The organism is Pontibacter sp. FD36 (genome assembly GCF_015686655.1).
Classification (GTDB): Bacteria; Bacteroidota; Bacteroidia; order Cytophagales; family Hymenobacteraceae; genus Pontibacter.
In genome coordinates this window covers 215,706-228,745 of sequence record NZ_JADPMP010000007.1, presented here as the reverse complement: position 1 = coordinate 228,745, position 13,040 = coordinate 215,706, and the positions used below count along the sequence as shown (strand labels likewise).

At 45.1% G+C, this 13,040-nt stretch carries 9 protein-coding genes and 1 pseudogene; 5 read left to right on the top strand and 5 right to left on the bottom strand.

Annotation, left to right across the window (positions count from 1 at the left end):
• Positions 1 to 10: 10 nt before the first annotated feature.
• The 4 genes and pseudogenes from I0P70_RS11645 to I0P70_RS11630 form a co-directional block, all read right to left on the bottom strand.
• Positions 11 to 1,168, bottom strand: coding sequence for a restriction endonuclease subunit S (locus I0P70_RS11645; RefSeq protein ID WP_196117920.1), 1,158 nt, complete (start codon positions 1,166 to 1,168; stop codon positions 11 to 13).
• 3 nt (positions 1,169 to 1,171) lie between these two features.
• The gene (locus I0P70_RS11640; RefSeq protein WP_196117918.1) at positions 1,172 to 2,638 is read right to left on the bottom strand and encodes a class I SAM-dependent DNA methyltransferase; all 1,467 of its coding nucleotides are present in this window, start codon (positions 2,636 to 2,638) and stop codon (positions 1,172 to 1,174) included.
• Positions 2,635 to 3,282, bottom strand: coding sequence for a hypothetical protein (locus tag I0P70_RS11635; RefSeq protein WP_196117917.1), 648 nt, complete (start codon positions 3,280 to 3,282; stop codon positions 2,635 to 2,637). The genes I0P70_RS11640 and I0P70_RS11635 overlap by 4 nt, the downstream gene beginning before the upstream one ends.
• Positions 3,275 to 4,688: pseudogene (locus I0P70_RS11630) on the bottom strand (N-6 DNA methylase). The gene I0P70_RS11635 and the pseudogene I0P70_RS11630 overlap by 8 nt, the downstream one beginning before the upstream one ends.
• 829 nt (positions 4,689 to 5,517) lie before the next feature.
• Here I0P70_RS11630 and I0P70_RS21350 point away from each other — a divergent pair.
• From I0P70_RS21350 to I0P70_RS11605, 5 genes are all read left to right on the top strand, one after another.
• Positions 5,518 to 8,307, top strand: a complete 2,790-nt coding sequence (locus I0P70_RS21350) for an McrB family protein (RefSeq protein WP_230392141.1) — start codon at positions 5,518 to 5,520, stop codon at positions 8,305 to 8,307.
• A gap of 4 nt (positions 8,308 to 8,311) precedes the next feature.
• The gene (locus tag I0P70_RS11620) at positions 8,312 to 9,598 is read left to right on the top strand and encodes an McrC family protein (protein WP_196117915.1); all 1,287 of its coding nucleotides are present in this window, start codon (positions 8,312 to 8,314) and stop codon (positions 9,596 to 9,598) included.
• 45 nt (positions 9,599 to 9,643) lie between these two features.
• The gene (locus I0P70_RS11615; protein WP_196117913.1) at positions 9,644 to 10,300 is read left to right on the top strand and encodes a hypothetical protein; all 657 of its coding nucleotides are present in this window, start codon (positions 9,644 to 9,646) and stop codon (positions 10,298 to 10,300) included.
• Between the two features lie 265 nt (positions 10,301 to 10,565).
• Positions 10,566 to 11,276 carry a guanitoxin biosynthesis heme-dependent pre-guanitoxin N-hydroxylase GntA gene (gntA, locus tag I0P70_RS11610; protein WP_196117911.1) on the top strand — a complete coding sequence of 237 codons (711 nt, stop codon included), beginning with the start codon at positions 10,566 to 10,568 and terminating at the stop codon, positions 11,274 to 11,276.
• A 28-nt stretch (positions 11,277 to 11,304) separates the two neighbouring features.
• Complete coding sequence (locus I0P70_RS11605; RefSeq protein WP_196117909.1) at positions 11,305 to 11,895, top strand: DUF1989 domain-containing protein; 591 nt, start codon at positions 11,305 to 11,307, stop codon at positions 11,893 to 11,895.
• Between the two features lie 101 nt (positions 11,896 to 11,996).
• Here the strand turns inward: I0P70_RS11605 and I0P70_RS11600 are convergent, their stop codons facing one another.
• A complete protein-coding gene (locus tag I0P70_RS11600) occupies positions 11,997 to 12,896 on the bottom strand; it encodes a neutral zinc metallopeptidase (protein ID WP_196117907.1) in 900 nt (299 codons plus the stop codon).
• Positions 12,897 to 13,040 lie beyond the last annotated feature (144 nt).

The window sequence follows — 13,040 nt, the reverse complement described above, 5'->3', positions numbered from 1 at the left end:
AAGCTTCGGGTTAGAAGATTTTGTTGATTAGACTTTTTTGTAAATCCTTGGAAGTATAGTGGTTTGACTTTACCACTTCTAGAATACCTAACACCCGATTTAGCTTATTTACAAAATCAACTTGAATTTCGAGTGGCGGCAGATTAATCGGATATGGATTAATGTGAATGTTATTAATCTGAGGGATTTGAGCCACGTCAGCTATTTTGTATAACTTTTTAAAATATAGAAAATAGTATAAGAATTCATTATTTAGCTGACTCACGTCTTTAACCGATAACGCCATTGTGTTTGTATCAACATGACAGTCGTTTACAACAATTCTAACTTTATTGGTCATAATTGCCTCGCCCCTTTTAGGAAAGATTACACTACCTTTGGGAATTAATTTGTTCGGAATCGCTGTCACCCATTCTTTAGCATAGTTTTGAAATTTGATTGTTTCATTCAAATCTTTAACCTTAAGAAAAGGTACCCCCTCGCTCTCTTCTATATTATTAAACATAGATGGGCTATCTCCACTACGTATTTGCACTAAATCTCCCAAGACTTTAAGCGGAAACTCAGAGGCTTGTTCAAAGAAATCAGTAAGAGTCCTCTCATACAATGTTAATATATTATTATGCATTTTTATCTGATTTTCTAACATTTCATCCCCAGCCCAAAGCAGTTCAGCTATTTGCTCTTGCTGGTCTTTAGGCGGAATAAGAAACTCCTGCTTTTTCAAGTCACCCCAGTTGATAGTTGGAGACAACGAACCTACCGATATATCCACAGCAAGGTGCATAAAAGTATCGGAGTGTAGAAAGAATGGGAAGAGACTCGAGCTTATCACATCGGGGTTGGCCCTTAGTACAAGGGAGTGTGCGGAACAGAAACCATCAAATTCAACGATGGCAGCTTTACGCTGGTAGGCGCGTCTTCTGCCGAAGATTATATCACCCGGATAGCACCTCAGCTTGGTACCGTTTACATCTTCACGTTTGCCATAGCGCTTGATATGGATAGACTCTGAATCAATATGCTCTAGGCCTACATAAATCTCTAAGTCGGTTGTAGTCGGCTCAACTCGCTCGCTTATGTTCTTAGCAATTTGGTCGAATCTATACTTCTTCCAGGTCGATTTATCTATGTCTTTTAATTGCAGTTTCTCAACTATACTTTCCATACCTTACTTTGCTTCTAAAACAGAGAATAAATCTTCCATACTTTGTTTCAGCTTTTCGGAAGCTGTTTTCCAATCTTCTACAACCTCATCCAACGCTTTCACCTCTGTGCTTCTTTCTACATTGCTCAGGTATAGCGAAACGTTCAGGCTGGCTTCTTTCTGAAGTATTTCCTCTACATCCACTACTTTGCTAAAGCCCTCTACATCTTCGTAGGCTTTGTAGGTATAGAGTATCTTCTGGATGTGCTGCTCTTCCAGGAAAGCAATGTTCTTATCCTGCCTTACCTCCTTCACTGCATTAATGAACAACACCTTGCCTTTCTGCTCTTCTGCTTTGTTGTTCTTCGTCACCAGCAGGCAGGCCTCCATTGGAGAATTGTAGAACAGGTTCGGCCCAAGGCCAATCACACACTCCACTACATCACTTTCAATCATAGCTCGGCGCATGGCAGCTTCGGAGTCGCGGAAAAGTATACCGTGCGGCCAAAGCGAAATGGAGCGGCCATTCTGCAAGTCCAGGCTCTTCTGGATGTGCTGCTGAAAGGCATAGTCGGCACAACCCTGCGGCGGTGTACCCCAGATGTTGCGGCCATATGGGTCGCTCTCAAAGGCTTTGCGGTCCCAGGCTTTAATGGAGTAGGGCGGGTTGGCCAGAATCACGTTGAACTTCTTCAGCTCATCATTTTCCAGCAGGCTTGGCTCGCTAAGCGTATCGCCACGCACAATCTGGAACTCCTCAATGCCGTGCATAAACATGTTCATGCGGGCAATGGCCGACGTGATCAGGTTAATCTCCTGCCCATACAGTTTCAGTGAGCGGTATTCCTGTCCGTTGGCTTTCAGTTGCAACGCACAATTCAGCAGCAAACCACCCGAGCCGCAGGTGGGGTCGTACACGCTCTCGCCTGGCTGCGGGTCCATCATCAGCGTCATTAGGCGCACTACGGTGCGGTTGGTATAAAACTCCGCTGCCGTGTGGCCGCTATCGTCGGCAAACTGCTTGATCAGGTATTCGTAGCCGTTGCCCAGCTGGTCGTCGGGCACGTTCTGCATATTCAGCTTCTGCTGCGAGTAATGCTCTATCAAGTTGGTCAGCGTCTCGTCGCTCAGGCGGTCTTTATTCGTCCAGCTGGCATCGCCAAATATCCCGAACAAGGTTTCCGGGTTCGCCTTCTCAATGGCACGCATGGCTTCTTGCAGCGCCATACCTACATTCACCGTTACTTCCCGCACATCGTTCCAGTGCGTTCCCTTTGGTATCTGGAAACGGTGGTTCTCTTCAAAAGCGGCAAACTCCAAATCGCCGTCACTCTCTTCCAGCGCCAGTGCATACTCCTCGTCGTACACATCCGAAATGCGCTTAAAGAAAAGCAGCGGGAAAATGTACTGCTTGTAATCGCCAGCGTCTATATGTCCTCTCAGGTATGTGGCGGCTCCCCAAAGGTATTTTTCTAATTGTTGTTGTGTCATTGTAATAAGCTCCGGGTGTCTTGCATTAATTTCTCGAACTCTTCATCGTGAATCTTTAAATGTTCACGCTTATCATTACCGTACATATTCAAATGCACACCACTTGTAAGTACATAAAGTTTTAGTGTATCAAAAGGAGTACAAAACACCTTGTGACTTTCTAAAGCATCTCCATTAATATTCTTGCCGCTTAGAATAATAATTTGATAGACGAGATTATCTGAAAAGGTAACTTGATGCTTTTCTCCTCCACTTTTGTAAGAGGCTTTTTTGCCTCTAATCTGTTGAATAAGTTCGTTTTTATCCTTTAGGTAAGGCTGAAGTTCTCTCTGCCAGCCTAAGTCCATTTTCAGATCAAAGTAGTGAGTTACTACACCTGATTTATTCATAATGAACAAATCCGGTTGTATAGCTTTTTTCCGGCTCTGTTCATTTACCCTGAATGAGATGGGCTTATCTACAAAGTACTTTAAAGATTGATCGTTAAGATTCTTGGCTAAGAACAGCGCAAATAAGTCTTCAGCTTTACCTGATATTGAGTGGCTTTTCCCACGCTTAATCTGACTTTGAAAATCTCCGTATGCCAGTGCTCTCGCATCAACATAGACTTCAGCTATTCTATTGATGAAATCGGTGTTATTCATAGATACCAAATGTCTTAAGTTTGTTTTTAAACTTCTCTTCTGCCGCAAGGCATTCTCGCCAAGCCTCTTTCAAATCAGTAAGTGCTTCTTCTACTGTAGGCAGGTTATTCTCAACCATCTTCTCGATGTAAAGCGGAATGTTCAAGTTATAGCCGTTCTCGGCAATTTCTTCCAGTGTGACCACCTTCGCATGGTTCTGCACATCTTTAAAGTCGCTGTACCACGCAAAGATCTGGTTCACATGCGCTGGCTCTAGGTAATTCTGCGCACGGCCTACACGCATTTGCTCCGAGGCATCAATAAACAGCACCTGCTTTTGCTTGCCCTCTTCCTTCTGGCTTCTGAAAACCATGATACAGGCAGCCAGCCCAGTGCCGTAGAAGATGTTTGGTGCAAGGCCAATCACCGCTTCCAGCAGGTCCATTTCCAATAATGCTTGACGTATCTTGCCTTCCGCCCCTTTGCAAGGCACCATGCGGCAGCACCACCGCCATACGGCCCGTGTTAGGCTTCATGGATTTGATCATGTGCTGTACCCAGGCCATGTCACCGTTGCCTTCCGGCGGCACGCCTGCTATGTTGCGGCCAAACGGGTCATTCACCCAGTTGTCAGCGCCCCACTCTTTCAATGAGAAAGGAGGGTTGGCTATCACACAGTCAAAATTCTTCAAGTGGTCACCTTCAAAAAAGGCGGGATTGCGTAAGGTGTCTCCCCTTGAGATCTGGAAATCTTCGATGCCATGCAGGAACATGTTCATGCGGGCAATCGAAGAAGACGTTAGGTTCTTTTCCTGTCCGAACAGCTTTAGTGTTCTGTAGTCTTCTCCATTGTCCTTCAGGTGGTTGATAGACTCCAACAACATACCACCGGTACCGCAAGCCGGATCGTAAATGCTCTCCCCTTCGTGCGCGTCGATGATCAGCCCCATCAGGTGCACCACCGAGCGCGGGGTATAGAATTCCCCTGCTTTCTTATTGGTCAAGTCCGCAAAGTGCTTGATCAAGTATTCGTAGGCCTGCCCCAGCATATCTGGGTCTACGTTGGAGTTGGCCAGGTTATACTGCGAAAAATGCTCCACTAAGTTAATCAGTAGGTGATCCGAGAGCATGTTCTTGTTGCTACACTGCGCATCACCAAAGATCCCGTACAAGAACTCCTGGTTCGCCTGCTCTATACCACGAAAAGCTTTCTCTAGGGCAAGCCCCACGTTTACCGTCGTCTCCCGCACATCCAGCCAGTGGCAGCCTTGCGGTATCTCAAAGCGGTGAAACTCCGGCAAAGAAGCATACTCTTCATCGCCCTCTGACTCAGCCAATGCCAGTTGGTACTCCTCGTCATACACATCGGAGATTCGCTTAAAGAACAACATCGGGAAGATGTAAGCCTTAAAGTCAGAAGCTCCCACTGGTCCTTTCAGTATCCAGGCAGCTTTAGCCAGGTACTGCTCCAGCTGGGATAAGGTAATTTTATCTTTGGGAATTTGTAAATCTAACTGCACTGTATTCCGCTTTAAAATTTATGAAAATCAAGTATTGAAATAATAAATCTTACAAGATATAACAAGATAGTTAAATTTCTATACTTGGAGCAAGTTTAAACTTTAAAGAAGGAAAGATATTAAGTCTATGTAATTGACAGGCAATGGCTGACGAAAATTCAGGTTAATAAATTCAATCCATACATTAATAATGTACTGATCAAAGAGGATAATAAGATAAAATAATGCTGATGCAACTTTTACGATCTAAAGAAACATATAACATATAGAATATTAAATAAAATTCTTATTCTTGTGCAATCGCTAACAGCTCGCTCAGTTCAGGTGCTAGTCAATAGTTTACCAATGCATGAAATACAGTTAAGCACTACCAATGCTACCGGCAACATTGCTGTGAACAGCCAAGGCCTTTGCCTCCGCTAATTATGATGACGATGCTTTCGGTATAGCTGAAGCATTTTCAGTTGCGCTGCTACGCAAGGCAAGCTTTTTAAACTGACTTGGAAGAGCACTAGCAATTATAGGTGTGATAATAGGTGGTTATGTTGTCCTCTATATAACCAGCATGTGCTGTCACAACTGCGGTCACATCAGCACTAAACGTTGGAGGCTTGTTTGAGGTAGGCTATGTATTATTTGCTATTTATCAGTGGCTTTTCAAGCCGAGGTATTCGCAAAAATTATATCTTAAACTCGAATACATAAATTTTGAATCTTTTCTACTAAGCTAACTAATATGAAAAACACTGAAGCTCTTGCTAAGATAAGGGAGGGTATACAAAAGTTTGTTGATGAAAACGAATGGGAGTTTAAAATATATCCTACAGGGGATGTTAAAAACTGTTATTTGTTTGTGAGGGCAGATGATGTCACATCTAATAAGAATGTACAGCAGTCACAACAACTCATAAACGGGGGAGGCAATATTCCATCAGATGGCTCTGATCAACTCAATAACATTGAAGAAAGAATTGAATTAGCTACCACAAGGCTAGCAAGTTATGCTCAAGAGTGCGGTCTTTCAGTTAGAGAAGAAGTAACGAAACCTCATAATACATACGACCCTATTAAAGAACTTATAGAAAAATACAAACAGTTTCTTAAAGAGAATAAGTTACAGGACGAGAGGTATAAATGGGAATTATTAAAAAAGTATGGGGGGAGGCCTAACTTAGACTCACCTAATTTTTATGATGAAATCAAAGGAATTGATTACTCAAACTTAATATATCCTGTCGGACTAGGAGTGGTACACCATCTGGCTAAAGATCGTCCTGAGCAGTATCGTAATTGTTTCAAAACTCTGTTTGATGAGAGCATTCCTCTAACTGATCGCCTAAAAAGTTTTAATACTGAAACGCTGAAACTTTATAGAGAGTTAGAAACCGATCCTAAGCGAATGCATCACCACGATGAAAGAACAATGGCTACTATGTTATCTTTCCATCAACCCGAAAAGTATGCTTTTTACAAAGATTCCTTCTATCAAAAGTATTGTAGGCTATTAGGTATAAAAGCGTCAAAGCCTTTGGAGAAATACCCTCACTATTTGGAACTTGTCGATGATTTCATATTAAATTACATAGAGCCTGATACTGAGCTACTAAATTTGGTAAATGATTTACTATCAGAAGATGTCTTTGAAGATAAAAATCATAAGGTTCTTGCCCAGGATATTCTTTATAGAATGCTGGATAAGGGATTAGATGAGATTGAAATTGGCAGTACATCTGTTTACAAAATCTCGATGGGATGGTTTGATGATCAGGAGATAAGGCAATGCATAGATCAAAGGAAAATCATAGTTCATCGTGATACTGAAGCTATTGGAAGAAGCAGTGAAACACAAGGGAATGTCTTTTCAAACAAAATCAAAATTGGCGACTACTTTTATTTAACATCTGGAAATCGAGGTGTAGGTGTCAATCTCCTAGCTAGATTTACAAGTGAGGCACTTCCAGCAAAATTTAACGATTATGGGGATGAGGGTTGGCTTGAACGTTCTTTCGAAATAATTTCCTATCCTAAAAATCAATCTAGATATACAGGAAAGCAAAAATGGTGGACTCCTAACAGCAGAACAACGTGCGTCACTATTGATAAAGCCGAACTTGAAGAAGCAAATAAACTACTTTTCGAGCCCTACTTTATGGTGAAATTAATTGCTGATACAAGTGAAAATATGGTATTAAGCAATCCTGAACCAAACACTATTAAGCAAGAAAATAATCTTTTTATGGCAGCAGCTCCATTGAATCAGATTCTATACGGACCTCCCGGTACTGGTAAAACATACAACACCATCAATAAGGCTCTTGAAATTCTCGGAGAAACTACAGAAGGTATGGGCAGGTCATTGCTGAAGAAGCTATTTGAGAAAAAATCAGATGAGGGTCAAATCATGTTCACTACCTTTCATCAGAGCATGAGTTATGAAGATTTCATTGAAGGTATAAAACCACAGGAAGCCTTTGACAAGGAAGGGAACACTATAATTACCTATAAGATTGAGCCTGGTATCTTCAAGAAGATCTGTGATAAAGCTACCACAAAGCAAGGCTCAGACAACTTTGATGAAGTATACGAACAATTTGCAGAGGATATTCAAGCGGAGGACTCCCTACTACTGCGCACTCCCCGACATAATAAGCCTTTCAAGGTAACTGTAAATTCAAATAAGAACTTTGTAGCCAGACCGGAGACAGATACAGCAACCCCAATGGTCATTACAAAGGAAATGATTCGCGACTATCTCTTCTATGGGAAGATACGGGATTGGAAACCATATACGGTTAGCATAAGCGAACATCTGAAATCAAAGTATAAATTATCCATCCAGACAGAAGCTGCACAAAGGAAAGATTACGTCCTCATCATCGACGAAATTAACCGTGGCAACGTCTCGCAGATATTTGGTGAGCTTATCACCTTGATTGAAGAGGACAAACGTCTGGGTGGTAAAGAGCAACTGAAAGTCACCCTCCCCTACAGCAAAGAAAAATTCGGCGTACCTGCCAACCTCTACATCATCGGCACCATGAACACCGCTGACCGTAGCGTAGAAGCGCTCGACACCGCCCTACGCCGCCGCTTCAGCTTCGTGGAAATGCCGCCAAAGTATGATCTCGATGGGCTTCAGAAGGAAGTGGAAGGCCATAAACTTGCCGACATCTTAAAGAAAATCAATCGCCGCATAGAGAAACTGTTGGGCAAGGACAACCTAATCGGTCACAGCTATTTCCTTTGTGTTGAGAACAAAGAAGATCTGCGCGCCGCTTTCCAAAACAAAATTATTCCATTGCTGCAGGAATATTTCTATGGTGACTATGGCAAGATTGGTCTTGTGCTAGGCGAGGGCTTCTTCCAGGGTATAGATGATGAAGAAGGTGACATTTTTGCCTCATTTGATAAATACGATTCCGCTGGGTTGGCCGAGAAAGCAGTATACCATCTGGCCGAATTGATCGGCTCAAAACGGTTGACAGACAACGAGTTTAAAGTTGCACTAGATATGTTAATGAAATAGAGCCATGCTTGAACAGGACAATCCTATCAGAGTATTTGAGCATGGCTGCCTATTTGTACATAAGGGGGAAAGGCAGACACGCCTCACCGACACGCAACTGCAGGCGCTGCAGACTCTTCACGGTGAAGCAGGTCTCCCCTATTATACCCTGATTCATAAAGGGGTAAAGTTCACTGAATATGTGGGTGTGTTACAGGTTGGCAACCTGACAATCGAAGTACTGCCTAAGGCTGACAAAAACGACGATAAAGACCGGTGGCAACAAATGCTCATTGGCATGCTACAGGCTGTTGGCCTATTTGAAATACAGGCACCTAGCACAAGCCAACTTAGTCTGAAGTCTAACTCTATTCTGGACTTATACTTCGCCCTATTTTTGCAGGAAGTTGAATACCTGCTGCATCGTGGTTTGGTGAAGAAGTACCGCAAAGTAGACAGTAACACGACTGCTCTGAAAGGGAGCATACAGTTTGCGCAGCATATCCAAAAAAATCTGGTGCACCAGGAGCGTTTCTTTGTGCGACATACAACCTATGATGCACAGCACCAGATGCATCAAATCCTTTACAAAACTCTTTTATTGCTGAAGCGGATTAATACCAATACCGCACTGCATAGCAAGATCGGTTCAATGTTGCTCAACTTCCCTGAACAACCGGATCTGAAGGTCACAGAAGCGACCTTTGAGAAAATAGTGCTGAATCGAAAAACTGAAAGCTATGGTAAAGCGATCGAAATAGCACGGCTGCTTTTGCTGAACTATCACCCTGACCTGAGCAAAGGAAAAAATCACGTTCTAGCGCTCATGTTTGATATGAACATGCTTTGGGAGCGTTTTGTGTACATCAGTTTACGCAAAGGTCTAAGAAGAGAAAATGCTGACATCAGCATTCAGGATCAGGTACACAAATTCTTTTGGAAACCAGAAAACGGAAACCGCAGCAAGATCAAACCCGACATTGTCATTAACAAGGATAGAGCCGATTGTGTTGTGCTGGATACCAAATGGAAAAATCTGAATGGCTATAACCCATCTCCCGACGACCTGCGGCAACTCTATGTGTACCACCAGTATTACCATGCTAAAAAAGTAGCGCTGATTTATCCTGCTTCCAGTCAATTTTCAAAAAGTGGAAAATACCTTTGCACCAATACTGGGAAGGAAACCGAAATGGAGTGCAGCGTGATTACACTGACCGTGAAGAACAGTATCGATACCTGGCAAAAGTCGATCTATAATGAAATCTTGGATTGGATGGGTTTAGTCGAATCAAGCCCGGACATTATTTAAATTATACCTACCTTTTATGGTATAGCAATTCTCAATACCTGCTCCATGATCCAACCCATCCGCCGCGCCAGCATCTTTCGCTCCTCACCTTTTGCCGACAACCTGATCGCCTCTTATCAGCGCTGCTATGCCGCTATGTTTGATGCGACTATACCGGAAGAAGCGAAGGTGCTCCGCCAGTACTATGATCACCGGGAAGCTTTGCAGCCGGATGACGCGCCCATTGTGTCGGATCTGGTGATGGCCTACGAAGCTGCTGAACGGCCGGACTACGTGACACAATTGCCGCTGCGGCTGCAACATTTCTTCAACTCACTCGGTGTGGCGCAGCTATACCTGATGGACTTCCTGCGCTCGGATCTGAATGAATTTCCCTTCGAAAATTTCAGGAAAAAGAACCTGTTCAGGCGAATGGTTGGCAGGCACAGCGAAGACTACAATTTCCTGCTCGACACAAGTGATCTGCCCCGGCTGCTGCCCCTCTTCTTCCATGCGAGGAAGTGGGATGTACCCGTTATTTTTCTGGTCGCTGCCGATGGAGAGATTCCTATCGCTTTAAATTTATGCGACGACGGAAACCTGCATGTCAGCTGCCCGGACAGGTATAGCCAACAGGTGCAGGAAGCTGCCCTGGCCGCTGGCTTTGAGACAGGCGACTTTACGATCTGCAGCAGGTATAGCGTTTGTTATCTGAAGCACTAAACCCACCCCCTCCCCCAAATTTAAGCCTCCAAAATAGCACCCTTTTAAGCCCATCGGAGTATAAACACCTATCGTACCTGTCGGGATGATGCCAATGCAGCTTACGCTCAGAATGGAGGCTGCGGGTGCTCATACGGGCTGGAAACGGCTTTATTACCTTATAATCAGGCTTTTCCCAAACCTCCAGCCGCTATAGCTGTTTGGATTAGAGGCTTATACTCCTGCAAATGGAGTTGTCTCTTTTTATCACTTTTATTTGATACACATGCTTACCAAAACATATTATACACCAGAAGACCTGGAAACCACCGATAGCGCACCACTCCAAGACATATACAGTAGCATTTCTGATAAAGTAGGCGAAACGGAATACCCTTGCGTAGGTGCCAAGGCCGCCCTGAACTCAAAACAGCTCCGCATTGGGGTGTATGACCGGATGGCCACAGACGAAACCACCAGGCAGTTAGGCCATGACCTGAAACAGTACATAGCCGAGACCCTGGCAACCGAAAGCGAGTACATGACCATGGTCGCCTTTTTCAGGGAAGAGGAACCTGCTGACGAGCTTGCATTTGAAAATAACCTATGGGCACAGCTGCAGCGCCTGCACGACAGCGACGACAGTCCCGCTCCCTGGGACCCTGAGGTGAGCAGCAACCCAACGGATACGAATTTCAGCTTCAGCTACAATGGCACCGCTTTTTTTGTGGTGGGCCTGCACCCCAACGCCAGCCGCAAAGCCAGGGCACTGGGCTACACTGCCCTGGCTTTTAACCTGCACCGGCAGTTTGAGCAGCTACGTGACAAAGGCGTGTATGAAAACATGAAAAAGGTGATCCGCGACCGGGATGCTGCCTACGACGGAAGTATCAACCCGATGCTGAATGACTTTGGCGAAGGACTGGAAGCACCGCAGTACAGTGGCCGCCAGGTGGATGATAGCTGGAAGTGCCCTTTCCTGGCGGGTAAATTATAAGGACGTGACCTAACAAAAGACGAACAACATGATAGAAACGATTGCCAAACAAACTGGCGCTGCCTTTAAACTAAACAAAGGAGACAAACTGAAAGTGATCGACCCGCAGGGGGAGCAGGTGAGCGACATGGTGCTCTTCAACGCTGAGGACAAGCGCGAGAAACTGTCATCGGGGAAAACACTGGACTTTGAGGAAACCATTCTGATCACAAAGGGGCACCACCTGTGGAGTAACCGAAGTCGGAAAATGATGGAAATACTCGAAGACACGAACGGCCGCAATGATTTTCTGCTGGCCCCTTGCAGCCCTGAAACGTTTCAGATCATGTACCAGAACCCGGAGTACCACCCCAGCTGTTTCGAGAACCTCTACACCAACCTGGCTCAGTTTGGGCTGGAGCCCGATGATGTGCCAACGGCCTTTAACATATTTATGAATGTGCAGTTTGCAGCAGACGGTAAGTTGACAGTCGCCCCTCCTACGAGCAAGGCGGGTGATTATGTGTTGCTGGAAGCCAAAATGGATTTGATCGTCGGCCTGACCGCCTGTTCCGCTGAGCAGTCCAATAACTACAGTTTCAAACCCATCCAGTACGAGATCATCAAGGCGCAAAACTAGTGCGTCAGAACAGGTAGATCACCTGCTTAAACGATCAACAGAAAAGCCTCTCCATTCCCGGAGAGGCTTTTCTGTTTTGCCACTGTATTCTAAATGTCCTGCTACAACTCTGCCGCGTTGAAGGTATCGCCTTGTCGCACATCCCCTGTCTCGAAGCCTTTCCTGAACCAGCGGACTCTTTGAGCGGAAGTGCCGTGCGTGAAGGAGTCGGGTACCACCCGGCCGGTGGCCTGCTTCTGAAGGCGGTCATCGCCAATGGCGCTGGCTGCGTTCAGGGCTTCTTCTAGGTCGCCGGGCTCCAGAAAGCCTGTGGAGCGTTGGGTATGATGTGCCCATACCCCGGCATAGAAATCAGCCTGCAGCTCTACCCGGACCATGAGTTGGTTAAATTCGGTCTGAGAAAGTTGACCCCGCATGGCGTTCACTTTGTCCATCACGCCCGTGAGTTTCTGAACATGGTGCCCTACTTCATGGCCCACTACATAGGCCTGTGCAAAGTCACCGCCAGCACCCAATTTCCGCTCCATTTCACTGAAAAAACTTAAATCGATGTACAGTTTTTCATCACCGGGGCAGTAAAACGGCCCTGAAGCAGAGGAAGCTGTACCGCAAGCTGAGTTTACCTGCCCCGAAAACAGCACCAGCGTAGGCTCTCTATACCCTTGCACAATGTTGTTCCAGACATCTTCGGTATCTGCCAACACAACTTTTGTTTGTTCGGCCAGCTCCTGCTCTTCCGGGCCTGGCTGGTAGTCGCTTGTCTGGGCGTACTGCGGCTCACCCCCCACAAACTGCTGCAGGAGCGTGAGCGGGTTTGTGCCTGTCAGAAAAAGGATCAGTGCTACGACTGCTACAATCACCAGCCCCGCTTTCGAAAACAGGAGCCTGAACAAAGGGATCAGCAGCATCGGACTGATGCCCCGGCCACCCCCAAAGCCACCTCCTGACTGACCTCTACGGTCTTCTACATTGGTGCTTTTTCTTCTGCCTTGCCATTTCATAGTATCTGTTTTTCATAAAGTGAATAATTCCAGGTGAAGCACATTTTCAGCCTTTACAATGAAAATGTATACCTATATGAAAGCAGTTAAACGGAGGGCAGCTGCTCTTGGATGTACGCCCACAAAAAAAGGTCTGCCAGGTAT

Bases quoted from the DNA above. Each gene is read 5' to 3' on its own strand.
- I0P70_RS11640 (WP_196117918.1), bottom strand. From the start codon at position 2,638: ATGACACAACAACAATTAGAAAAATACCTTTGGGGAGCCGCCACATAC.
- I0P70_RS11645 (WP_196117920.1), bottom strand. From the start codon at position 1,168: ATGGAAAGTATAGTTGAGAAACTGCAATTAAAAGACATAGATAAATCG.
- I0P70_RS11605 (WP_196117909.1), top strand. From the start codon at position 11,305: ATGATAGAAACGATTGCCAAACAAACTGGCGCTGCCTTTAAACTAAAC.
- I0P70_RS11635 (WP_196117917.1), bottom strand. From the start codon at position 3,282: ATGAATAACACCGATTTCATCAATAGAATAGCTGAAGTCTATGTTGAT.
- I0P70_RS21350 (WP_230392141.1), top strand. From the start codon at position 5,518: ATGAAAAACACTGAAGCTCTTGCTAAGATAAGGGAGGGTATACAAAAG.
- I0P70_RS11615 (WP_196117913.1), top strand. From the start codon at position 9,644: ATGATCCAACCCATCCGCCGCGCCAGCATCTTTCGCTCCTCACCTTTT.
- gntA (WP_196117911.1), top strand. From the start codon at position 10,566: ATGCTTACCAAAACATATTATACACCAGAAGACCTGGAAACCACCGAT.
- I0P70_RS11600 (WP_196117907.1), bottom strand. From the start codon at position 12,896: ATGAAATGGCAAGGCAGAAGAAAAAGCACCAATGTAGAAGACCGTAGA.
- I0P70_RS11620 (WP_196117915.1), top strand. From the start codon at position 8,312: ATGCTTGAACAGGACAATCCTATCAGAGTATTTGAGCATGGCTGCCTA.